The organism is Microbacterium atlanticum, from assembly GCF_015277815.1.
GTDB lineage: Bacteria > Actinomycetota > Actinomycetes > Actinomycetales > Microbacteriaceae > Microbacterium > Microbacterium atlanticum.
This window is the reverse complement of record NZ_CP063813.1, coordinates 2827810-2849262: the sequence shown is the minus strand read 5'-3', so window position 1 is coordinate 2849262 and position 21453 is coordinate 2827810. Positions and strand designations below refer to the sequence as shown.

Below are 21453 nucleotides of genomic sequence, written 5' to 3'. Positions count from 1 at the left end.
CATCCCATGGTCCGTTCGTCTTTGCTCACCGCCGAACTCTGCGATGCTGCGTTCGAACTCGTGCGGCCGGCGATCGAACAGCATTTCGCTGCTGACGGCCTGTTCGAGTCGCCGTTCGGTGAGCTGGTCGTGCTCGACCCTACCCGTGAGTACAGTGCGGAGTACGCCGGCGGTGCAGAGGATCCCCTGTTCAAGCGGGACGTGGTGCTCTGGAGTCGTTCCTTCGGCGACCGCGCAGCGTGGGAGTTCGAATACGATGTGGTCGCGCGATCGAAGGCGTATATCTCGTTCAAGTACCGCCTGCCCTCGCAGACAGTAGTGCGCGACCTTCCGTACCTGCTCGAGCCGGGAATGACCAAGTACGGCGGTGGCTCGATCGACGAGTCAGGGCGGCTGGTCGTCGCGTGCGCCGGCGCCGAGCAGTCTCATCTGGACGTCTACGTGTGCGATCTCATGCTGGCAGCCATCCGCGCGCTCACCCTCTCGGCGCAGCATGAGGTCGACGCCCAGGACGACGTGCACACGATGCCGTGATCGCTGCGTCACGCCTCCCGCCGGCTCGCAGCGGCGGCGACCAACACGGAACTGCGCGTGTGCTGCGTCACGGGGAGCCAGGCTACGCAGCGCACCCCTGGGGGCGTGAAGGTTCGCTGGCGATCGTCAGCTGCCGTTCGGCGAACGATGTCGTGTCGGCGGTGAACCTCGCAAAGAGCGCGGGTGTCCGGCTTGTCGCGCCGGGATCCGGCTATCGTCGCGGTGACGGCGAGGCGCAAGGCAGCATTCTCGTGGATCTCCGACCACTCAACGGGGTTCGTCGCTCACACGATCGTCGCGTTCTTTCGGTGCGCGCTGGTGCGGTCGTCGCGTCGGTGCAGGCTGCTGCTGCCCGTAGCGGGCGCGGCGCGGTGACGGGGATCAGCGCCCGCGGAGGAATGGCGACACTACTGAGCGGCGATCTCGGGTTCCTTACGGCACGCCACGGATGGAGTTGCGACGGCGTCCTCTCCGCCGAGGTCGTCACGGCTTCCGGGCGGATCGTGCGGGCTTCGCCAGAGGAGAACGCAGACCTTTTCTGGGCGGTGCGCGGCGCGGCGTCCGACGTCGGCATCGTGACCGCGATCGATGTCGCGACTCACGCCGTCGGCAAGACCGTACTCGCGGGGGAGATGATCTGGTCAGGCGCACGCGCGGTGCGCGACGCGCTGCGCATGCTCCGGGACTTCGAGCAGGTGTGCTCATCTGATCTGTCCTTCTTCCTCACGCTGGAGACGGCTCGCCCCCATGGTCGAACCGGACGGGCAGGTGAGGTGGCGCTGCGAGCGATCGTTTGCCACGTCGGCGCCCGTGGCGCGGCGGAAGCTGAGCTTGCGGCGCTCCGTGCGCTGTCCTCCCCATGGAGGGACACGGTCGACTCGATCACGTTCCCCCGCGCCCATGAGATCTACGACGCGATGGTGGCCGACCACGGCCCCTTCAGCGTCGGAGACGACGAGATCGTTCGCGCGCTGAGCGACGAAGTCATCGACCTGCTGCTCGACGAAGCTGCTGTTCTCGGCGAGCAGGACGCGTCGACCGCGCGGATGCTGCAGCTCTCTCCCGCGCACAAGGGCATCAACGAGCACCGTGGGTTCGGCGGGCCGCTCGCGGTGCGCTCCGGTGGGCAATGGGACGTGTGTGCGGTTGCGATGTACGCGCTGCCAGAGCGTTCCGCCTCGGAGCAGGCCTGGGTCGCGAAGGTGTGTGCCGCGGTGCGCGGCAGTCGGGACGGAGTCGGGTCGCCGGTCGCCGCCAGCTGGGCCGGCGATCTCGGTGAGCGACGCGCGCGAGCCCTGTTCACTGACACGTACGATGCGCTCGCACGAGTGAAAGCCCACTGGGATCCGACCAACGTGTTTCGTTCGAATGCCAACATCATCCCTGCGCGTCGCGCGGGGCGGAAGGAAGGTCAATATGAAGGTCATCCGCAGCGGACAGCGTCCGACACAGGTCTCACGCCCGACGTGGTTCACGGGCGATGTGAGCTGGGACCGAGTGGATGCGTTCCCGCCTGAAGCGCGCATCGAAGCCGCATACGTGCACTTCGCCCCCGGCGCGCGCACGGCCTGGCACACTCACGAGCTGGGTCAGTCGATCTGGGTGACCGAGGGCGAGGGGCTCTGCCAGCGTGACGGCCAGCCGATAGAGCGGATCTTCCCGGGCGACTGCGTGTACTTCGAGCCCGGTGAGCGGCACTGGCACGGCGCCGCACCGGATCGCCTCATGGTGCACCTGGCCATCAAGCCGACAGACGCCGATGGTGTCACGTTCGAGCTCGACGACCTGGTCACCGATGAGGAGTACGGCGGTCCTCGCGCAGGCGCGTGAAGAGTGAGTGCGCGTGGCCGGAGGCCCGCGCACTCACTGGTGCGCTGTTCAGGCCTGCGTCCGCACCCCGATGAAGCGCGCAGCGGCCGCGGTCCAGTCGCCGGACAGCGTCGACGCCGTGCGCGCCGTCTGACCCGCGCGGCGCCGGTGCTCCGACTCGAGAACCTCGACGTCGTCGAGGTCGTGCACGATCAGGCGCGAGAACGTGGAATTCTCCAAAGCGAGAAGTCGTGCCCGACGCCACCGCGGGTCGCTCAAGAGGAGGGGGGCATGCTCCTGCGCGAACCATTCATCGAACTCGTCGCACCGCTGCGAAGGAACCGGGAAAGCGATCACGAAGATCGCTGTGCCTTCGACGGGCTCGCCGGCGTCGAGCAACACCGTGCCGTCGAACGACTGCACGGAGACATCGGCAGCCGCCGGCTCCACGTGAGACACGCGAATTCCACGGCCGGACTCGTCGATCAGCCGGTAGTCGAGATCGACCGACCCTTCGATGGCGCGGGTCAGGTCGACGTACAAGTGTGGTCGCGAACTCGTCATGGGGGCAGGCTACGGGCGGCTCGCCGGCCGCGCCCATGGACCGATGCCCCACGCATGCGCGTGCCCCTGGTGATCTGGCCAACGTCCCGTTCGCCTGTCCAATCGACCGTCGGCATCCACATACTCATGGCCAATGCGCCCGGCGGAACCGTCATCTAGCGTCGTCCCAGTTGCTCCGGCGAGATGCGTGATCCGCCCCATCGACCGGCGCCGCCGAACCCGCTTCGCAAAGGACCGACATGGACTTCTCGATCTTCTTCTCATCGCAGCGCATTCACGAGCCGAAGGACTACTCGCGCACGCTCCTCGACGAGAAGCGCGACGAGGCGGTCCTCGCCGACAAGCTCGGGTACAAGCGAATCTGGGTGCCCGAGCATCACCTCATCCACTTCATGCAGACGCCGAACGCGCTCATGTTCGCCCAGCACGTCGGACACGGGCTGGACATCCGCGTCGGCACGATGGCCATTCTGCTGACCACCCGGCACCCCCTCATCTCGGCGGCTGAGATCGCGATGGCAGACAACTCGCTGGGCGGGCGGCTCGACGTCGGCGTGGGGCGCGGTGCCTACGAGTACGAGTTCGAGCGACTGGGCGTGCCCTACTCGGAGAACAAGGAGCGATTCGCCGAGGCGCTGGAGGTTCTTGAGCAGATCTGGGCGGACCCCAACTACAACGTCACGCACCACGGCAAGTACTACGACATCGACAACGCAGCGGTGTGGCCGCATCCGGTGCAGACGCCGCATCCGCCGTTCTGGATGACCGCGATGACCAGCCCCACCATCGAGTGGGCGGCCGAACGCGGCTACAACGTCTCCAACTGGCCGTTCATCCGGCCGATGTCGGCGGTCGAAGAGACGGCGGCCACATTCCACCGCGGTCGCGCCAAGCGCGCCGACGGCGGCGTGGACCAGCAGCTGACGATCCTCCGCGGCGTGGCGCCGAGCTATGACGAGGCGGCGATCGAGAAGCGGGTCGACGAGGCGCTCATCAACCACCGGATCAACCAGCGCCTGCACTACTTCACCCAGACCGCTGACCCGCGCGGCTATGTCGCTCCCGAGCCCCTCGAGAAGGAGCCCTCGCGTGCGGAGGTGCGCGAGAACCTCATCTTCGGCACCCCTGAGGAATGCCTCCGCAAGGTTCAGGCGTACGCCGACCTCGGGGTCACCGAGCTCATGCTCATGTTCGACTTCGGTCCGACCCACGAAGAGGTCATGGAAGGAATGGAGCTCTTCGCGAAGGAAGTCATGGCGCCGTTCAACGCGACCGTAGGCGCTGCCGCGTGATTGCCGGGACTTCGCACATCGATGGCGTCCTCGGCGACGTCCGCACCATCGACTCGGCGAGCTCCACAGCTCGCGCTGTGAGCATCTCGGACGGACGTGTTTCCGGTGTCGCCGGCGCCGATCCTCGTGGGCGGGTGCTCGACTTCGGCGGGCGCGTGGTCATGCCGGCGTTCGTCGATCCGCATGCGCACACCGAGGTCTCGTCGCTGGCTTTGTCGACCATGGTCGATTGTCGCGTACCCCGGTGCCGCACCGTCGCCGATGTGCTCGACGCGCTTCGCGACGGGCTGCGCGACTTCCCGACCGGACAGGGCTACTGGCTGACCGCGCAGGCCAACCTCTTCTTCAACCAGAAGCTCGCCGACGGTCGCTATCCGACGAAGGAAGAGCTGGACTCCGTCTCTCGCACCGTCCCGATCATCATCCACGCCGGCGGGCACACGTCGTTGCTGAACTCGGCCGCGATCGAGGTCTCCGACCTCGGCCGATTCACCGGGAACGCCGCCGGCGCGATGGGCGGCGCGATCGTCGAGATCGGCTCCGACGGCACGCCGACCGGGCTGGTCAGCGAGATCGACTCCATGCTTCCCATCGTGGCACCCCCGTTCGACATGGCCGACGTCCTCCAGACCGGCGTCGAGCAGATGTTCACGCGGTTCGGCGTCAGCGTCGTCGGCGACATCGCGGGTTCCATCGACGGCGTGCAGGCATACGCCGGACTCGTAGCCGACGGTCGCATCCCTCAGCGCGTGCTGACGTTCCTCTGCGCCCCGGGAACCGTCTCCTTCGAGGATGCCTTCCGCGGGGATGACAATCTCGAGCGCCCTTCTGACCGGTTCCGAGTCGCTGGGGTGAAGGTCTTCGCCGACGGCGGGTTCTCCTCCAAGAACGCCGCGACCTGGGTCGCCTATCGCAAAGAGGTGGCCATCCGCCCGGGCTCGCGGGGGAGGATCAACCTGACGAGTGCGCGCGTCGCGACGCTCGTCCGTGAAGCCGCGCAGGCCGGACTCGACCTCGCCGTGCACGGCAATGGCGAGCGGGCGCAGGACGCGATCATCCGAGGCGTCCTCAAGTCAGGAGTGCGAAACGGGCCGAGGGTCCGCATCGAACATCTCGGCAATCTGCTCACGCGTCCCGAGGCGGTCGATGCATGGCTGGAGTCGGGAGTGATCCCCATGCCGCAGCCGGGCTTCCTCTACAACTTCGGCGACTACTTCCCGGTCTATCTCGGAAAGACGGCCGAGCGCGGACGCTTCCCCTTCAAGAGCCTGCACGCGCGTGGTCTCGAACTCAACGGCAGTTCGGATGTCTACACGGGCGCTGAAGAGCGGCAGACCAACCCGTTCTTCGGGATGTGGTGCTCGCTGAAGCGCACGAGCTTCTCGGGAGCGGTCATCGAAGCCGAGGAAGCCATCGACCTGGACACCGCGGTGCGAATGCATACGATCAACGCCGCGCGCTCCCTCGGGCTGGGGGATCAGTACGGCTCCGTCGAGGTCGGCAAGCAGGCCGACCTGATCGTCCTCGACCGCGATCCGTGGAAGACGGACGCGGCAGATCTGCCCGACATCAAAGTCGACCACATGATCGTCGGAGGGCGACTGGCCTACTCGCGCGAAGGAGCCGAATCGCCGTCGGTCACGTGAGCGGACCGAGGACTTTGGCTCGCTGCACGCAAAGGTGATAGTGAAGCGTGACCATCCTGCAGGAACTTCTCGACCATCCCGACTTCGGCGCCACCGTCGTCGCGGGGCATGAGTTCATGGCCGGTCGCCGTGAGGCGCGAGCCGTCACGATGACGGAATTGCTCGACCCTACCCCGTGGCTTCGGGGCGGCGAGCTGGTGCTGACCACGGGAATGACGCTGATCTCGGCCACTCCCGACGAGCAGGCCGGGTTCATCAGACGCCTCGCCGGCATCAGCTGCAACGCCCTCGGCTACAGCGGCGTCGATGGCAAACCCCCGCCTGAGCCTCTCCTGTCCGCGGCGAGCGCAGCCGGCATTCCCGTATTCACGCTCGACTACGACGTTCCTCTGAGCGAGGTGACGATGTTCGTGACCTCGCGCGTGATCGATCAGCACTACTCCCGCGTGCGAGCCGGTATGGAAGTGCACCGTCGGATCATGCGCGAGGTCGCACGCAATGCGAGTCTCAGCGCGATCCTCAAGGTGGTGGTGGACGCCGTGCCGGGGATCTCGCTCAGCGTGCTCGACTGGTTCGGCCGCGTCGTCGCCAAGCGTGGCGATCGCGTCGTGACACTTCCGAACGCGGAACTGAGTGTCTGTCGCGATTCGCCCACGTTGCCAGGTGTGTACCGCGATCTGGACCTGTCCGGCGTTCACACTCGGGTGTGGACGCTGGCGATCGACGGGGAGGCGGAGGGCTTCTTCGCGTGCACCGGGGCAGACACCCTCGACGAGATCGATCAGCTCACCCTCGAGCATGCGATCGCCGGCGCGGTCTTCGTGCTCTCGCGCGACATGTCCAGTCGGCGGTTGCGGCGGGCGGCCGCGAGCGACTTCGTGCTTCGTCTGAAGCGCGGCACGATAAACCAGAAGCGGTTCGCAGAGAGAGTGGGCGAGTCGGGGATGAGCGCGGACGCCCCGCTGACCGTGCTGAGCATCGTGACCGCGAACGGCGTGCCCGTCTCCGAGCTGTGCCGACTCGTCGAGGACAACCTGCCGCCGCAGTCGATCATCGGAATCGAGGACTCATCGGTGATCGCGGTCGTGGGGGATTCTCCCGCCATCGCGAACGAGCTCCACTCGACTCTCGTCGGCGTGGTCGGCCGGGCACGCGTGGGCGTGAGCTCGGGGCGGCCCGGAATGGCCGGACTCGCGGCGAGCATCCGTGAAGCTCAGGCTGCTGCGAGCATGACGACCCTCAACTCGGGCGTGTTCGGTCTCGAGGACGTGCCCGTTCCGGCGATGTTCGGGTCGGAGCATCCTGAACTGCGCAATCTCGTCGTCCATCGCACCATCGGACCGCTCCTCGAGGCCGACGCCCGGGAGTCGTCGCATCTGGTGGACACACTCCGTGCCTTCATCGAGCACGGCTGTCGTCCAGGGCCCGCGTCGGCGAGCCTGTATATCCATCGGCACACCCTCGCGTACCGGCTGAGCAAGATCACCAAGCTCACAGGGCGCGATCCGCGCGCCGGTGAGAACCTCCTCGAGTATTCGCTCGCCCTGGCGTTGTACGCCGAGACGTCGCCGCCGTCGGGTAACCGTCCGTCGGCGGCGGCTGTCCGAACTTCCCCGATCTCGTAGGCCCTTTGTCTAGTGTGCGGTCGCTGCGCCGCTGGACAGGATGAATGAAACAGCGCGACTAGAGCAGGAGTGTTCTCGAATGGCATATAAAGACGTGTTCGTCGTCGACTCGGTGATCCACGCGCTCGACAACCGGCGGGTGGATTCCGCCAGTACTCCCGAGACCGTGAAGTACGTTCAGCCGGTTGTCGAAGGCGACTACTACTACGAGCTCGGCGTCATGCCCCAGGAGTATCAGCGAGGTGAGTGGTTTCACTCGCTGCCCGACCCCGAGACGGTGATCTCGGCGGTGTTCCCTGAGAGCTACACCGACATCGGCGTCTTCCACGGAGTCCCGATGCCCGGCATCTTCAAGGGCTACTCGCCGATCGAGATCGGCTACGAGGTCAAGCGCCGGTACCCGAACCGCACGCTGCTGTACGGTCCCATCAGCACCTTCGACGGTCCGTCGGCAACGATCGACGAGATCGACCGTCAGCACGAGCTGTACGGCCTCTCCGGGATCAAGTTCTACCCGACAGACTTCATCGACGGGGAGTTCAAGTCGATGTCGCTGGCCGACAAGGACGAACTTTATCCCGTGCTGCAGCACATCGAGGATCTCGGCATCAAGACGGTGGCCGTGCACAAGGCAGCGCCTCTCGGGGTCACTCCGATGGATCCCTACCGCGTCGGAGACATCGACTACGCGGCGCGCGACTTCCCGAACCTGAAGTTCGAGGTCGTCCACGGCGGCATGGCCTTTCTCGACGAGTGCGCCTTCCAGATCGCGCGCTACCCCAACGTCTACATCAACATGGAGTCGACCGCGCACTACGCGCTCGGCCAGAAGCGCAAGTTCGCGCAGATCATGGGCGAGCTGCTGCTCATGGGCGGGGAGGACAAAGTGCTGTTCGCGACTGGCTGCACCTTCACCCACGGGCGCCCGGTGATCGAAGCCTTCATGGAGTTCGAGATGCCGGCCGACATGGTCGACGGCGGGTACCCGGAGTTCACGGACGAGATCAAGCGCAAGATCATCGGCCAGAACATGCTCGACATCCACGGGATCGACGTCGAGGAGCGCCGTGCGCTGCTCGCCGACGACGACGTGGAGCAGGAGCGCCGTAATGGCCTGCGTGCGCCGTGGAGCACGGTCACCGGCGGCACCCGCGACGGCGATCCCGCTCCTCTCGTCGGACCGGGAACCGCACCTCTCCTGCCGGTGTGATCATGAGCGACCTGATGGAGCGGCGGCGGGCGGAGGTGCGTGTCGCGATCAACGACATCAAGGATCCGTGCAGCGTCGCCGCAGCGGTTCCCACCGGACTCAACGACATGGGACTCGTGGAGAAGATCGACATCGCAGACGACGGCCACGTCAGCGTCGAACTCACGGTGACCGCCCCGCATTGCATGTACGTGGGGCACTTCATCCTTTACGTCACTGAGCACGTCGAGAAGCTTCCCTGGGTGAACGGCGTCGATGTGAGCTTCGACCACCTCCTCGCATGGGATGAGTCGCGGATGGCAGAGCACGCACGCGAACTCATGCACGCGAAGCATCGCAAGCGCCTCCCGTTGGTTTTCGACAGCACTCCTGGCGGTGCGGCGGCGATGGACGTGTCCTGACGATCGAGCCACTGCGCGGGCGGCTCGTCGTCGGCATCATCCATTACGACGCGTCCGTGCCATGTTCCCGTCCCTTCGCTGGTCCACCGTTCGGTGACCAGAAGCATTTTGAGAAGAGAGAAGAAGTTGTGAGTTTGGATCAGAGTGAGAATCTGGCGGATGCGATCGCGCAGGCGGAGTATTTGGCGGATCAGCCGGAGTTCCTGCATTTGTATGCGAAGACGAATGTGCCGGGTTATCAGGGGTATGGGGAGACCAAGCCTGGTGACAAGGTGATGATCGCGATTGATTCGACGGTGCATCTGGCGGCGCCGTTGGCGATCGCGAAGGTGTTGCGGGAGCGGGGGGCGAAGGTCGACATCATCATCGCTGATGGTGGGGTGGATCGTCCGATCACGGAGACCGATGAGCTGGATGCGAACATTCGCCGGGAGCCGTGGAAGGGCCATGAGGACACGTATCGGCCGCGCCGGTATCTGGAGATGCCGTGGGTGCGCAAGGTGGTCGAGTGGCGCAACTATGACCTGCTGATCCAGGGGCGGGCGTTCCCGATCGCGGCGGACTTCCGGTGGGAGGGGCATGCGTGGCAGTTGGAGGAGCAGTTCCTCGACAAGTCGAACAACTTCCCGCGGCCGTTGCATGACCTGATCAACCAGAAGGCGTGGGATCCGGTGTGGTCGCGCGGCAAGGGCGCGAAGGTGCGGATCACCGACAAGGAGGGCACCGACTTCTCGTACACGCTGCTGCCGGACTACTGGACCACGGAGGGCACCTGGTTCGCGGAGGACCCGTGCATCGGGCATCTGATGTATCACCCGGGTCCGCCGATCAACGCGCTGCAGGACGCGGAGGGTGTGATCAAGGGCACGCTCACGCACTTCTCCAAGCCGTTCCCGCAGCTGACCGCGACGCTCGAGGCGGGGAAGATCACCCGGGTCGAGGGGGGCGGCGCGTACGGCGAGGGGTGGCGTGCGCTGCTGGAGGAGACCGAGGAGCTGCAGTACGACCAGTTCCCCGGGAAGGGGCTGTTCTGGCTGTGGGAGGTCGCCGTGGGCACGAACCCGTGGGTGCGGCGCCCGTCGCGGATCGACATGGTCTCCACCGGCGGCACGGAGTGGGAACGGTACCGGTCCGGGGTGATCCACCTCGGGTTCGGGACCGCGGGCCCGTCGGAGGCGGAGAACAAGGCCGGTGAGCTGGGCTGGCCGTACGGGCACGTGCACATGCACCTGATGTGGCCGACCGTGGAGATCACCCACGACGACGGCACCGTCGAGGTCCCGATCCGGGACGGTCGCCTCGCCGCGCTGGACGACCCCGAGGTCCGCGCGCTGGCCGCCGAGTACGGCGACCCCGAAGAACTCCTCGACCGCCAATGGGAACCCCAGATCCCCGGCATCAGCATCCCCGGCGACTACACCGCCTACGCCCAGAACCCCGCCCCCTGGCACCTCGGCACCCACACGCAGGACGAAAAGTGAGAGCGATCCTGCACCACTCCCTCGGGGGAGAGGTCACGATCGGGGAGATCGAGGCGCCCGTCCCCGGCGCGCACGACGTGATCGTGCGGCCGAAGGCGGTGCAGATCGGAACCGATTCGACGCGCACGATGGTCGTCGGATCACCGCGCGTGAAGCCGGAGGACTGGGTCTTCCCGCATGTCTCCGGCCGTCGTGCGGCAGGCATCGTGGAGGCGGTCGGTTCTGAGGTCACGCGCTTCGAGGTGGGAGACCGGGTCATCATCAAGAGCCCGATCACCTGCAACGCCTGCGAATGGTGCCAGCGCGGCATCAGCAACATGTGCCCGAACAATAAGCTCTACGGCAACGACGTCGGTTCACGCGGTGCGCTGGCGGAACTCACATCGGCGCCGGAGTGGAGCATGGTGCGGTTGCACGACGACATCTCGTTCGTCGAGGCAACCCTCCTTCCTGATGTGGCTCTGATGGTGCACATGTACGAGCGTGCCCAGGTGATTCCGGGATTCACCACTGTGATCTACGGGACAGGGCGTGTCGGACTGTGTGCCGTCCTTGCTGCCAAGGCGTTCGGCGCATCCCGGATCGTGGCTGTGGACACCCGCCAGACATCGCTCGACCTCGCCCGCAAACTCGGCGCCACCGACACGATTCTCGCGGGCGCGGGGGACACGGTCGCGTCGCTGTACGAGATCCTGCCGGACGGGGCCGAGGTCGTGGTCGAGCTCGCCGGTCACGCGAGCGTCATCGCACAGGCCTTCTCATCCGCTGCGCGGCGGGGGCGCATCATGGTGCTCTCCGGGCTGATGGGGCTCGACCTCTCGATGCCGGACTGGTTCGGCTCGGTGATCGAGCGGGAGGTGGATATCCGGGGCATCTACGGGCTTGTGAACGACGACTACCTCCACGCGATGCGGATGGTCAGCGCCGGCCTCATCGACCTGCAGGCGCAGACCATCGTGGAGTACGAGTTCGATGATTTCGCCTCTGCGTTCGCCGCGTCGGGGTCGCCGACCGACATCGATCTGCACGTGGTCGTGTCCTGACGCCGGCTCTGCACTGAGATCACAGAGAGCGGATGCTGCGGCCCTCGGGCACGGCATCCGCTCTCTGTTTGCCGAGGTCGGCCCGTTCAGCGACTGGCGACCTCAGCCGCGATCTCCTCGAGTCGCCTCACGAGACCGTCCGTGGCCGAGTAGTACATCGAGTGATCGCAATCGAGCTCGATGACATCGCGCACGCGCGCGGCGAGAACGCGCTGGAAGTCGGTGGCGAACGAACGGTCGTCGGTGGCCACGATGTAGCTCGAGGGTACGTGCCGCCAGGCTGCTTCCGTGAGGGGCTCTTCGAAGCAGAGGACTGGTTGCGGGCGCAGTCGCTCGACCGCGCGACGGGCCAGGTCGGGGTCGGTGCGCTGCAGGAAAGAGGCGGCGGCGTGCTGCGGGTCCATCGACAGCACGGTGTTGTTCTCGAGCATCACGGCCGCGCGAAGCGCCTCGGGTGTGATCGTACGCTCGTCGTCCGTCGGCTCGCCGACGTCGGGGACCGCGGCCGCCGCGTACACGAGATGATCCGCCTCCGCGCCGCCTTGTGTGATCGGACCGCCCCCGTAGCTGTGACCGACGAGAATCACCCGTTCGCCACGCTCTCTCGCTGCGGCGACAGCGTCGCGCACCACGCGCGCATCCTCATGCATCGAGGTGAAGGGCAGCTCAGGGGCGGTCACCAGCCAGCCGTGCGCCTCGAGGCGCGGAGCAACCGTCTCCCAGGTCCACGCACCGTGGCAGGCGCCGTGGACGAGCACGAAGCGGATTCGGACGTCGCTTGTCGTCATCGTCGCCCTCAGACCGTCGGCAGTGCGGGCACCGCGTCGCCGCGATAGTGCTCCTGGAGCGTGACGGTGTAGCTGACGCGGTGCGAGATCCGCCACCCCTGCGGGGTGCGGGCGTATCTGACGTCGTAATAGCCGTGGTAGAGCATCGTGCGAGTTGCGCCGTCCTGGTCCTGCATGACGACAGAGATGGAGGGCACGCGGCCGACTGCGATGTCGCCGTCCACCGTGAGGATGGGCAGTCCGAGCGAGTGCCACGTCGTGCCGTCGTGCTCGATGCAGAGCCGGATGAGCTCGTCGCGGCCGGTTGCCAGCGGATCGCCGGGACTCCGGCGGAAGAAGCCGCCCTGGTAGGAGCCGTCGGCGGTGAACAAGTCGGCCCACGCCTCGGCGGAGCGGCTGTCGAACAGCGCGGAGTACCTGGCCTCGAGCTGCATCAGCTCGACGAGATCGGTGTTCGTGCGCGTGAGGTCCACGCGGATCTCCTTTCAGAGAGCGGCAGGTTTGCGGCTCACGCTAGTCGGAGGACCACGCGGTGCGGACGCGACAATCGGCCCAAGTGACGCGGATGGCTTCGCCGTTCGTCGATACCGATCGGTTCGGAGGGGAGGCGCCCGATGCTGACGGGACCGCGAGTCGGACCGGCGATGTGGTTCGGGAGCGGGCTGCACGCTAGCGTCGCGATGCCGGCGGAGCACCGTTCGGGTGCTTCCACGACCAGGAGGTCTTGTCTCATGTCCGAACCGCAGTACATCGATCCGCAGAGCGGCGGTGGTGCCCGACTCGGCGCCGCCTACGGGTACTCCAAGGCAGTGCGCGTGGGGGACCTTATCTTCACCGCTGGGCAGGGGGGGTATTCCGACCCCGACGGAAAGGTGTTCCCGGAGTCGCTTGAGGACGAGATCGCCCAGTGCTTCGACAACATCGGCGGGATCCTCGAGGCGTCCGGCTCCAACTGGCCGAGTGTCATCTCGGTCCGCGCCTTCCATGGCGGCGAGGACGGGTTCACCGATGAAGCGGACGGATTGGTGGGTGCGCAACTCCTCCAGCGCATGGAGGGCCGGCGTCCCACGTGGACAGGCGTCGGGGCGCAGCTCGCCGGTCGGATGCGCATCGAGATTGAGGTCGTCGCCGTCGCCACCCGCCCTGCCTGAGCGGCGCGAGCCTGGCCGGAGGCCTCACGATCATCCGTGCCCGGCCCGCACTGTGCCGGGGCTCACAACCGCGGCGAGGGCAACGAGTCCGCCCGCGGACGCGAGCAGAGTGATGGCGGCCAGCATCCGGCGGCAGAGGTGAACTCCTCCCGACCGGTGCCGGCCGCCATCCCTCAAGCCAGGTCGCGCACGCGTTCGACGATCGCGTCCCACAGCTCGGTTCCGGGGTCGCCGAGGGCGAAGTGATTGGCATCCGCGAAGAAGACGAGCGTGACCTCGTCGCCGGCTTGCTCGGCTTGCGCAGCGAACTCTCGGATGACGTCCGGCGGAGTAGGGTCGCTCTCCCCGTTGATCATCGTGCGTGCCACGCCGACCGGGCCCATGCGCGCGGGTGAGATCTGGGGGAGTATCTCGGCCAGCGCCTCATCGGAATCCGTGCCGCTCAACGCGTAGAGCAGGTCTTGGATGGGCGGGTACACGTCGCGGACGAGGTCGTAGAACCGCTGAAGATCGGGGATGGGCGACAGCTCGACAACCCCCCGGATCGCAAGCGGATCGGCCTGGTAGACCGGGCTCGAGTGGGCGAGGTTGTGGCGTGCGCCGATCCAGGCTGCGAGGTGCGCGCCGGCGGAGTGGCCCACGACGACGACCCGGCTGAGATCGAGTGGGAAGTCCTTCGCCAGCTCGCGAACGTGGTCGACGGCCGCAGCGACATCGAGGAACGTGCCTGGGAAGCCGCCTCCAGTGTTGCCGATTCGGCGGTACTCGATGTTCCAGGCCGCGAATCCCGCATCGCTGAAGGCCTCAGCCATCCGATCGCAGTGCTCGTGCGTCCATTCCGACATCCATAGGCCGCCATGAATCGAGATCACCACCGGATAGCCATTGGGGTCGGGGGAGCTGCTGCGGGGCAGCCAGAGGTCACCGAACTGCGCGGCCTCGGGTCCGTACGCGATGCGGTGGTCGACCCTCCGTGTCGGCAGCCACGTAGCGATCTCGTCTTCGCCTGGATTGCGGCATCCTCGTGCCTCACGGATTTCTGTGACCATCGGCATGCGCCCCTTCCTGCGTCGCTCGGTGCGACGTTTCGGGGGATGCTCCCAGCGGATCATCTTCACCGTCAAGCGCCCGGTCCGGTGGATGGACGCAGGTTCGTAGAAGAAATCACTAGCAATTGTCCAGATGGACAGTTAGGCTCTATGCCAGATGGCCATAGGGTGCGGTGCACGCCGCAACTAGCCTTTCAAAATCTCCATCGCGCGAAGTCGCTCGGTGGAGGAGATGATCGGGCCTCTCACAGACCCCGTGAGACGCGCGATCGAGGAGCACTCGAACACGACGCTGCTCCCGCTGTTCCCTCGACGAACGGCGCTCCAGGACACCCGAAAAATGGCCGACGAGAGGGCATTAATCGGCGCGCCTGCGCGGCGGATCGCTCGAAATGGGAACGTAACAGAACCGGTCATTTCACGCTCGTTCTCGCAACATGAGCGGGCTAGTCTCGCAATTGCCCAAGCGGACAGTAAGAGGGGAATCGTCAGATGTCTTCGATCGCCACCATCGTCAACTCACCGATCGACGCAACGCCTGCAAGTAGGCTGCGCCCGGTCGCAGACGGCTTCCCGGAGCCGCTTCTGGATGAACTCATCGAAGAGGCCAGCGAGTACCCGAAGTCGGTTCTGGGCAAGGCGCACCTCATTCTGGAAGCCTTCGACGGCGGTACCTACCGAGTGAAGCTGAGCGAACTGAGCCGCCGCGCGGGACTGCCGAAGCCGACAACGCACCGCCTCGCCCAGGAGCTCGTGCAATGGGGGCTGCTGGAGAAGTATGGTGAGTGGTACGAGCTCGGGATGCGCGTCTTCGATCTCGGGCGCCGCACTCCACTGTCGGTGATCCTGCAAGACGCGGCCCGTCCACACCTCGTTGACCTGTTCGCCAAGACCGGCCTCACGGCCCACCTGGTCATCCGCAGTGGCGACATGGCGTACTTCGTCGACCGGATCGCGGGCGGCGGCGACCGCAACAGCACGACAGCTGCCGGCCAGAGCCTGCCGCTCGCCGCGACGGCTGCGGGCAAGCTCTTTCTCGCCTTCCACTATTCGGACGCCGACCTCATCCACTGGCTCGAAGACAACCCGCTCCGCCGGCTGACTCCCCGCACGATCATGTCGAATGACCGACTGCTCAGCGAGATCCGTGCCATTCGCGACGCCGGGTTCGCGCTGGATTTCGAGGAGAACACCCCTGGACACTCGTCAATCGCGGTCCTGGTTCCGGGCCGCGACGGCCAGAAGCGCGCGGTGGTGACGCTCACGCGCCGATCGACGCTCATCCAGATCTCTGAGGTGCTTCCGCCGCTCCGCGACGCTGCCACCCGGATCGCGATGTCGGTGAACGGGGTCTCGCGAGTCCGCTGATCATCGCCCTGATAGTTTTCTGGGATGTCGAACGCTGGAGCCCATCGCCGCGACGCTGAAGCGACACGGATCAGGATGCTTGAGGCCGCCGTCGACATCGCGGCGCGCGACGGTCAGGCGGCGGTGACCTTACGGTCCGTCGCCGACGCCGCGGGCGTGGCGCACAGCCTGGTGCGCCATCACTTCGGCACGCGTCACGCGCTGATGACCGAGGCGCTGCTCATGCGCTCGAAGAAGGACATCGCCGGACTCGTCGCCGACAACGAGTCGATCGAAGGCTTCTTCGGCAACCTTGAGCATCAGCTGACGGACGAGCGGCGGCGCGGTGACCTCTCTCGCCTGCTCATCTACGATTACATCCTCGCGGGGATCCGCGGCGAGTACGAGATCGAGCCGGTCCGCGAGCAGCAGGAGGTGTCGGTCGAGGGGATCGGTGCCCAGCTTGCAGCATTGGGCGTGAGCGATGGCGACTTGTCGCTCGCGCGGCTGGTCATCGCCGTGGCCGACGGCTTGGCGCTGCAGCACATGCTGCTGGATTCGCCGGAGACCACCACCGGCATCCTCGCGCGTCTGCGCGAGGTGCTCCAACTCGTCGCCGACGCGCAGCGCTGAGCGGCGCGTCAGTCGAACGAGATCTCGACCGAGCCGAGTCCCGACAGCTCGGCTCGCACGACCGAGCCGGCGATGACAGGGCGCATTGCGCCGAGAGCGCCGGACAGCACGACCTGGCCGGCCCGCAGCGGGTCGCCGAGATCCCGCGCGGTGCGCGCGAGCCATGCCAACGCTGCGAGCGGGTCGCCCATGCAGTCGGCCCCGCTGCCCGTCGAGACGATCTCGCCGTCGACGGTCATCGTCATCTGCACCGAGGTCGTGTCGAGCTCATCAAGTGGGACGCGCGCGGCACCGATGACGAATCCGCCCGCGGAAGCGTTGTCGGCGACGGTGTCAGTCAAGCGGATGTCCCAGTTCTGGATGCGGCTTCCGCAGATCTCGATCGCCGGGGCCGCGTAGTCGACGGCCGCACGCACCTGGTCATCATCGAGCGGGCCTTCGGCCAGGTCGCGAGCGAGCACGAAGGCGAGTTCGGCCTCGACGCGTGGCTGGAGGATGTCGCCGAACCGGATCTTCCCGCCGTCCTCCACGTCCATGTCATCGAAGAGGTAGCCGAAGTCGGGCTGGTCCACGCCGAGCTGCTGCTGGACCGCGATCGAGGTGAGGCCGACCTTGCGGCCGACTACGCGCGCGCCCGCCGCCTCGCGACGCGTCCGGAGGAGATGTTGTACGGCATATGCGCGCTCGATGTCGGCTGGTCCGAGCAGGTCGCGCACGGGAGCGCTGAGCTCGCCCGATGCGGATGCGCGTTCGAGGCGATCGGCGGCGGCGATGACGTCGCGGTCGTCCGCGAGAGGATGCTGAAGCGTTGGCATGATCGACATCCTGCGCCATCACGCCGGTGCCGCGCAGGATCCGGGTCCGCTCAGTGAAGCGTCGATCCGCGGTCCGCTGGTCGGACTGCTGAGACATGTCCTGCGGCTCAGCGTCTGTAGCGTCGTGACACCGAACGACGGGCTGCGGCGGGCTTTCCCCTCCGCCGATGAAGGGACACTGCTCCATGGTGCGAGTCATCGCAAACGGCTACATCGGGTTGACCGCCACCGATCTCGACGAATGGCGCACGTTCGCCACCGAGGTCCTCGGAATGGCGATCTCCTCCAGCTCGACCGACGACGAGCTGCGTCTGCGCATCGATGAGCGCGACTGGCGCGTCTCGATCGAGAAGGGCGAGGGCGGTCACGCCTACAGCGGCTGGGAAGTGGCGAACAAGGACGATTTCGCGGCGATGGCTGCGAAGCTCGAGGAGTTCGGCGTCGAGTATGTCGACGACAAGGAACTCGCCGACCGCCGAGGCGTGCGCGGCCTGCTGAGGTGCCAGGACCCGGGTGGAACCCAGGTGGAGATCTTCTACGGCGCCTTCAGCCCGCGGGATCCCTTCGTGTCGCCGACGGGAGCCAAGTTCGTCACCTCCGACAAGAGCCCGGGGGACCTCGGCTATGGTCACCACGGCATCCTCTTCCCCGACTACGACGCAGCGGACCGCTTCTACCTCGACATCCTGGGCCTGCGGATCAGCGACACCGTCGCCGTCCGCGGCGGCAAGGGCGACACATTCGTACGAGCCAACGGACGTCATCACAGCTTCGCGTATGGGCTGAGCCACAACGAAGGCCACACCACCTGGTTCGATCACTTCATGGTGCAGGTGGAGACGCTGGAGATGGTGGGGCTAGCCCTCGACCGTGTCAAGGAGCGTGGCATCGAGATCGTGACTGACCTCGGAAAGCACATCAACGACCACGTCACGTCGTTCTACATCGTGAACCCCTCGGGCACGGCCATGGAGTACGGCGCGCTCGGGCGTCTCGTCGACGAGGACAACTGGATCGTCGGCCACTACGACTGGCCCGACATCTGGGGCCACCAGATCGTCGGCAACTACTACGGCTGATGCCGGGACCGGGCGGGCTCCCGAGGGAGCGCGCCCGGTCGCATGTCTGAGGGATGCTGCTATGACCTTGAATCCGGAGCTCGAGCGAGCAACCGCGCACATCGTGGTGATCGACGGAGTGAGCGTGCACTTCCACGACCACGGATCCGGTGAGCCGGTGCTGCTGTTCCCCGGGTGGGGCCCGCAACCCGGAATGACGGCGTGGATCACGTGGCGCGACGTCATCAGCGAGCTCGCACAGTACTACCGGGTGATCGCGATCGATCTGCCCAATTACGGCCGCACGGGCCCTGTGATCGAAGAGGGCTTCGCCTACCGGCTCGGATCAGATCTCGCCGCGGGGCTCCTGCGGTACCTCGACATCGGCTCGGTCCACGTCGTGGGCACCTCCACGGGGGGAAGCTCCGCCTTCGTCTTCGCGCAGGATCATCCCGAGCTCACGCGCAGCCTCGTAATCGGCTCATCGCACGTGCCGGATCCGACTTTCCGCAACCTTCTCGCGCCTGCCCCGGAAGAAGGCGTGTGGGCGGGCATCGCCTACGAACTGGCCCCCACCGCGGACAACCTGCGGATGTTCGTCCGCACTCTCTTCCATGATCCCACTCACGCCTCCGACGAACTCATCGCCGAGCTGGAGAGGGTGGCGGATGCTGCCCCCGACCACCTCGCGGCGTTCCAGGCTTCGACCGGATTCGCGAAAGAGCCCCGGCTGGCGCGAACGATCTCGGTTCCCGCCCTCGTCATCTCGGGTCGCGAGGACCGCGTCGTGCCGATCGAGCACACGCTCGGGTTCCTCGCCCACCTCGACGATGCGGAGGCCGTGATCCTCAAGGGAGTCGGCCACCTTCCCACGATCGAGGCACCGGATCGATACGCATCGCACCTGCTGCGATTCCTGCGTCATGTCGATCGGCCGCACACCCCGCAAACGTCCGGCATCACAGCCGGAGATGGAGGAATCGACGGATGAGCAAGACGAAGGTCGCGATCATCGGGTCCGGAAACATCGGAACCGATCTGATGTTCAAGGTGCTCCGAGGCGCGGAGAACCTGGAGATGGGTGCCATGGTCGGCATCGATGCCGCCTCGGACGGCCTGGCACGGGCGAGCCGACTTGGAGTGCCGATCACGCACGAGGGCGTGGAGGGGCTCATCGCGATGCCGGGCTTCGATGAGATCGAGATCGTGTTCGACGCGACGAGCGCCAAGGCGCATGTGCACAACGCCGGCGCCCTCGCTCCGTACGGCAAGCGACTGATCGATCTGACACCGGCGGCGATCGGTCCCTACGTTGTGCCCGCGGTCAACCTCGACGAGCATTCTGACGCGCCCAACATCAACATGGTGACGTGCGGCGGACAGGCGACCATTCCCGTCGTCGCGGCGATCAGCCGCGTGGTGCCCGTCGCATACGCGGAGATCGTCGCCTCGATCGCTTCGCGCAGTGCCGGGCCGGGCACGCGCGCGAACATCGACGAGTTCACCGACACCACCTCTGCCGCCATCGAGCAGGTGGGCGGTGCGGGCCGAGGTCGCGCGATCATCATCCTCAATCCGGCCGAGCCTCCGCTCATGATGCGCGACACCGTTCTGGCCCTCGTGCGCGTCGACCACGAGAGGGACCTCGCGCGTATCGTCACGAGCATCCAAGAGATGCTCGCCGCGGTGGCCGCCTACGTGCCGGGCTATCGCTTGAAGCAGGACGTCGTCATCGCGCCGATACCCGACGATCAGCCCGTCGAGACCCTCCTGGCGGAGGGCGATGCGAGCGCCCGCCCGAGCCACCAGGTAACGGTGATGCTCGAGGTCGAAGGCGCCGCCCATTATCTGCCCGCCTATGCGGGAAACCTCGACATCATGACTTCCGCCGCGGTGCAAACGGCTGAGCGGATCGCGACAGCAGCAAAGGCCGGTGTGTGACATGACCCCCAAGATCTTCGTGCAGGACGTCACGCTTCGCGACGGTATGCACGCCGTCCGTCATCGGATCACGCCTGCCGATGTGAAGACGATCGTCTCCGCGCTCGACGCCGCGGGGGTCGACGCGATCGAAGTGGCGCATGGCGACGGCCTTGCCGGAGGCTCGCTCAACTACGGCCCCGGATCGCACAGTGATTGGGAGTGGATCGAAGCCGCGGCATCCGTGCTCCAACGCGCGCGACTGACGACGCTCCTGCTTCCGGGCGTGGGGACGATCCACGACCTGAAGCGCGCCTACGATCTCGGCGTTCGCTCTGTCCGCGTCGCCACTCACTGCACCGAAGCCGACATCTCGGCGCAGCACATCGCGGCCGCGCGCGAACTCGGCATGGACGTCTCGGGATTCCTGATGCTGTCGCACATGCTCCCGCCGCAGGAGCTTGCGGCCCAGGCGCGGCTGATGGAGTCGTACGGCGCCCACTGCGTCTACGTCACCGACTCCGGCGGTCGCCTCACGATGGACGATGTGGCGGCCCGCGTGCGGGCGTACCGGGACGCCCTCGCCAACGATGCCACCGAGATCGGCATCCACGCGCACGAGAACCTCTCGCTGTCGGTCGCCAACTCGGTCGTCGCCGTGCAGAACGGTGTCTACCGGGTCGACGCGTCGCTCGCCGGACACGGCGCCGGCGCCGGGAACTGCCCTATCGAGGCGTTCGTCGCCGTGGCGGATCTGTACGGGTTCGAGCATGGCTGCGACCTCTTCGCGCTCCAAGATGCCGCGGAGGACCTCGTGCGCCCGCTGCAGGATCGGCCGGTCCGCGTCGATCGCGAAACTCTCACGCTCGGTTACGGAGGGGTTTACTCCAGCTTCCTGCGGCACGCCGAGACGGCCGCGCGCACCTATCAGCTCGACGTGCGCCAGATCCTCCTCGAGTGCGGGCGGCGCGGTCTGGTCGGGGGTCAGGAAGACATGATCGTGGACGTGTCGCTCGACCTCGTCGCGGCGCGAGACTGACAGGGTCGGCGGCGACCTCGCGAGGCCGCCGCCGATCTCGGCCAGCGG

At 66.5% G+C, this 21453-nt stretch carries 22 protein-coding genes; 17 read left to right on the top strand and 5 right to left on the bottom strand.

Annotation, left to right across the window (positions count from 1 at the left end):
- The first annotated feature begins 21 nt into the window (after positions 1 to 21).
- Genes IR212_RS13100 through IR212_RS13090 form a run of 3 tightly spaced genes read left to right on the top strand, consistent with a single transcriptional unit; the run spans position 22 to position 2364 of the window.
- On the top strand, positions 22 to 534 hold the full coding sequence (locus IR212_RS13100; protein ID WP_194396327.1) for a hypothetical protein: 513 nt from the start codon (positions 22 to 24) through the stop codon (positions 532 to 534).
- Complete coding sequence (locus IR212_RS13095; protein ID WP_337907601.1) at positions 531 to 2051, top strand: FAD-binding protein; 1521 nt, start codon at positions 531 to 533, stop codon at positions 2049 to 2051. Before IR212_RS13100 ends, IR212_RS13095 begins: the two co-directional genes overlap by 4 nt.
- Complete coding sequence (locus tag IR212_RS13090; protein WP_194396325.1) at positions 1951 to 2364, top strand: (R)-mandelonitrile lyase; 414 nt, start codon at positions 1951 to 1953, stop codon at positions 2362 to 2364. Before IR212_RS13095 ends, IR212_RS13090 begins: the two co-directional genes overlap by 101 nt.
- A 48-nt stretch (positions 2365 to 2412) precedes the next feature.
- On the opposite strand, the gene IR212_RS13085 is transcribed toward IR212_RS13090, so the two are convergent.
- A complete protein-coding gene (locus IR212_RS13085) occupies positions 2413 to 2907 on the bottom strand; it encodes a hypothetical protein (protein WP_194396324.1) in 495 nt (164 codons plus the stop codon).
- A 239-nt stretch (positions 2908 to 3146) separates the two neighbouring features.
- On the opposite strand from IR212_RS13085, the gene IR212_RS13080 reads away from it, so the two are divergent.
- The 7 genes from IR212_RS13080 (at position 3147) to IR212_RS13050 (ending at position 11605) form a co-directional block, all read left to right on the top strand.
- Entirely contained in the window at positions 3147 to 4199 is a 1053-nt protein-coding gene (locus tag IR212_RS13080; RefSeq protein ID WP_194396323.1) for an LLM class flavin-dependent oxidoreductase, read from the top strand.
- Complete coding sequence (locus tag IR212_RS13075; RefSeq protein ID WP_194396322.1) at positions 4196 to 5845, top strand: amidohydrolase; 1650 nt, start codon at positions 4196 to 4198, stop codon at positions 5843 to 5845. The genes IR212_RS13080 and IR212_RS13075 overlap by 4 nt, the downstream gene beginning before the upstream one ends.
- Before the next feature lie 47 nt (positions 5846 to 5892).
- A complete protein-coding gene (locus tag IR212_RS13070) occupies positions 5893 to 7470 on the top strand; it encodes a PucR family transcriptional regulator (RefSeq protein ID WP_194396321.1) in 1578 nt (525 codons plus the stop codon).
- A 79-nt stretch (positions 7471 to 7549) separates the two neighbouring features.
- Positions 7550 to 8680 carry an amidohydrolase family protein gene (locus tag IR212_RS13065; protein WP_194396320.1) on the top strand — a complete coding sequence of 377 codons (1131 nt, stop codon included), beginning with the start codon at positions 7550 to 7552 and terminating at the stop codon, positions 8678 to 8680.
- Between the two features lie 2 nt (positions 8681 to 8682).
- A complete protein-coding gene (locus IR212_RS13060; RefSeq protein ID WP_194396319.1) occupies positions 8683 to 9081 on the top strand; it encodes a metal-sulfur cluster assembly factor in 399 nt (132 codons plus the stop codon).
- Between the two features lie 134 nt (positions 9082 to 9215).
- Entirely contained in the window at positions 9216 to 10562 is a 1347-nt protein-coding gene (locus IR212_RS13055) for a hypothetical protein (protein ID WP_194396318.1), read from the top strand.
- Complete coding sequence (locus IR212_RS13050; RefSeq protein WP_194396317.1) at positions 10559 to 11605, top strand: zinc-dependent alcohol dehydrogenase; 1047 nt, start codon at positions 10559 to 10561, stop codon at positions 11603 to 11605. Before IR212_RS13055 ends, IR212_RS13050 begins: the two co-directional genes overlap by 4 nt.
- A gap of 86 nt (positions 11606 to 11691) precedes the next feature.
- Here the strand turns inward: IR212_RS13050 and IR212_RS13045 are convergent, their stop codons facing one another.
- Together IR212_RS13045 and IR212_RS13040 are read right to left on the bottom strand one after the other, a co-directional pair.
- Positions 11692 to 12393, bottom strand: coding sequence for an alpha/beta fold hydrolase (locus tag IR212_RS13045; RefSeq protein WP_194396316.1), 702 nt, complete (start codon positions 12391 to 12393; stop codon positions 11692 to 11694).
- 8 nt (positions 12394 to 12401) lie between these two features.
- Positions 12402 to 12866 carry a nuclear transport factor 2 family protein gene (locus IR212_RS13040; RefSeq protein WP_194396315.1) on the bottom strand — a complete coding sequence of 155 codons (465 nt, stop codon included), beginning with the start codon at positions 12864 to 12866 and terminating at the stop codon, positions 12402 to 12404.
- Between the two features lie 258 nt (positions 12867 to 13124).
- Between IR212_RS13040 and IR212_RS13035 the strand changes: the two genes are divergently transcribed.
- Positions 13125 to 13544, top strand: a complete 420-nt coding sequence (locus IR212_RS13035) for a Rid family hydrolase (RefSeq protein ID WP_194396314.1) — start codon at positions 13125 to 13127, stop codon at positions 13542 to 13544.
- Positions 13545 to 13717: 173 nt separating this feature from the next.
- Here IR212_RS13035 and IR212_RS13030 read toward each other — a convergent pair whose 3' ends face one another.
- A complete protein-coding gene (locus IR212_RS13030; protein ID WP_228479566.1) occupies positions 13718 to 14656 on the bottom strand; it encodes an alpha/beta hydrolase in 939 nt (312 codons plus the stop codon).
- Between the two features lie 429 nt (positions 14657 to 15085).
- Here IR212_RS13030 and IR212_RS13025 point away from each other — a divergent pair, with 429 nt between their 5' ends.
- Entirely contained in the window at positions 15086 to 15961 is an 876-nt protein-coding gene (locus IR212_RS13025; protein ID WP_194396312.1) for an IclR family transcriptional regulator, read from the top strand.
- A gap of 75 nt (positions 15962 to 16036) precedes the next feature.
- Positions 16037 to 16573 carry a TetR/AcrR family transcriptional regulator gene (locus IR212_RS13020; protein ID WP_194396311.1) on the top strand — a complete coding sequence of 179 codons (537 nt, stop codon included), beginning with the start codon at positions 16037 to 16039 and terminating at the stop codon, positions 16571 to 16573.
- 8 nt (positions 16574 to 16581) lie between these two features.
- On the opposite strand, the gene IR212_RS13015 is transcribed toward IR212_RS13020, so the two are convergent.
- Positions 16582 to 17388, bottom strand: a complete 807-nt coding sequence (locus IR212_RS13015; protein WP_194396310.1) for a 2-keto-4-pentenoate hydratase — start codon at positions 17386 to 17388, stop codon at positions 16582 to 16584.
- 185 nt (positions 17389 to 17573) lie between these two features.
- Here IR212_RS13015 and IR212_RS13010 point away from each other — a divergent pair, with 185 nt between their 5' ends.
- From IR212_RS13010 to dmpG, 4 genes are all read left to right on the top strand, one after another.
- Positions 17574 to 18467: a VOC family protein gene (locus tag IR212_RS13010; protein WP_194396309.1), complete on the top strand. Its 894-nt coding sequence runs from the start codon at positions 17574 to 17576 to the stop codon at positions 18465 to 18467.
- Between the two features lie 61 nt (positions 18468 to 18528).
- Entirely contained in the window at positions 18529 to 19437 is a 909-nt protein-coding gene (locus IR212_RS13005) for an alpha/beta fold hydrolase (protein WP_194396308.1), read from the top strand.
- Complete coding sequence (locus IR212_RS13000) at positions 19434 to 20387, top strand: acetaldehyde dehydrogenase (acetylating) (protein WP_194396307.1); 954 nt, start codon at positions 19434 to 19436, stop codon at positions 20385 to 20387. The genes IR212_RS13005 and IR212_RS13000 overlap by 4 nt, the downstream gene beginning before the upstream one ends.
- A 1-nt stretch (position 20388) precedes the next feature.
- Positions 20389 to 21405, top strand: coding sequence for a 4-hydroxy-2-oxovalerate aldolase (gene dmpG, locus IR212_RS12995; protein ID WP_194396306.1), 1017 nt, complete (start codon positions 20389 to 20391; stop codon positions 21403 to 21405).
- The last annotated feature ends 48 nt before the right edge of the window (positions 21406 to 21453 follow it).

Coding starts and splice junctions, on each gene's coding strand:
- IR212_RS13025 (WP_194396312.1), top strand. CDS start 15,086: ATGTCTTCGATCGCCACCATCGTCAACTCACCGATCGACGCAACGCCT.
- IR212_RS13010 (WP_194396309.1), top strand. CDS start 17,574: ATGGTGCGAGTCATCGCAAACGGCTACATCGGGTTGACCGCCACCGAT.
- IR212_RS13090 (WP_194396325.1), top strand. CDS start 1,951: ATGAAGGTCATCCGCAGCGGACAGCGTCCGACACAGGTCTCACGCCCG.
- IR212_RS13015 (WP_194396310.1), bottom strand. CDS start 17,388: ATGCCAACGCTTCAGCATCCTCTCGCGGACGACCGCGACGTCATCGCC.
- IR212_RS13065 (WP_194396320.1), top strand. CDS start 7,550: ATGGCATATAAAGACGTGTTCGTCGTCGACTCGGTGATCCACGCGCTC.
- IR212_RS13085 (WP_194396324.1), bottom strand. CDS start 2,907: ATGACGAGTTCGCGACCACACTTGTACGTCGACCTGACCCGCGCCATC.
- IR212_RS13030 (WP_228479566.1), bottom strand. CDS start 14,656: ATGATCCGCTGGGAGCATCCCCCGAAACGTCGCACCGAGCGACGCAGG.
- IR212_RS13060 (WP_194396319.1), top strand. CDS start 8,683: ATGAGCGACCTGATGGAGCGGCGGCGGGCGGAGGTGCGTGTCGCGATC.
- IR212_RS13005 (WP_194396308.1), top strand. CDS start 18,529: ATGACCTTGAATCCGGAGCTCGAGCGAGCAACCGCGCACATCGTGGTG.
- IR212_RS13045 (WP_194396316.1), bottom strand. CDS start 12,393: ATGACGACAAGCGACGTCCGAATCCGCTTCGTGCTCGTCCACGGCGCC.
- IR212_RS13000 (WP_194396307.1), top strand. CDS start 19,434: ATGAGCAAGACGAAGGTCGCGATCATCGGGTCCGGAAACATCGGAACC.
- IR212_RS13080 (WP_194396323.1), top strand. CDS start 3,147: ATGGACTTCTCGATCTTCTTCTCATCGCAGCGCATTCACGAGCCGAAG.
- dmpG (WP_194396306.1), top strand. CDS start 20,389: ATGACCCCCAAGATCTTCGTGCAGGACGTCACGCTTCGCGACGGTATG.
- IR212_RS13020 (WP_194396311.1), top strand. CDS start 16,037: ATGCTTGAGGCCGCCGTCGACATCGCGGCGCGCGACGGTCAGGCGGCG.
- IR212_RS13035 (WP_194396314.1), top strand. CDS start 13,125: ATGTCCGAACCGCAGTACATCGATCCGCAGAGCGGCGGTGGTGCCCGA.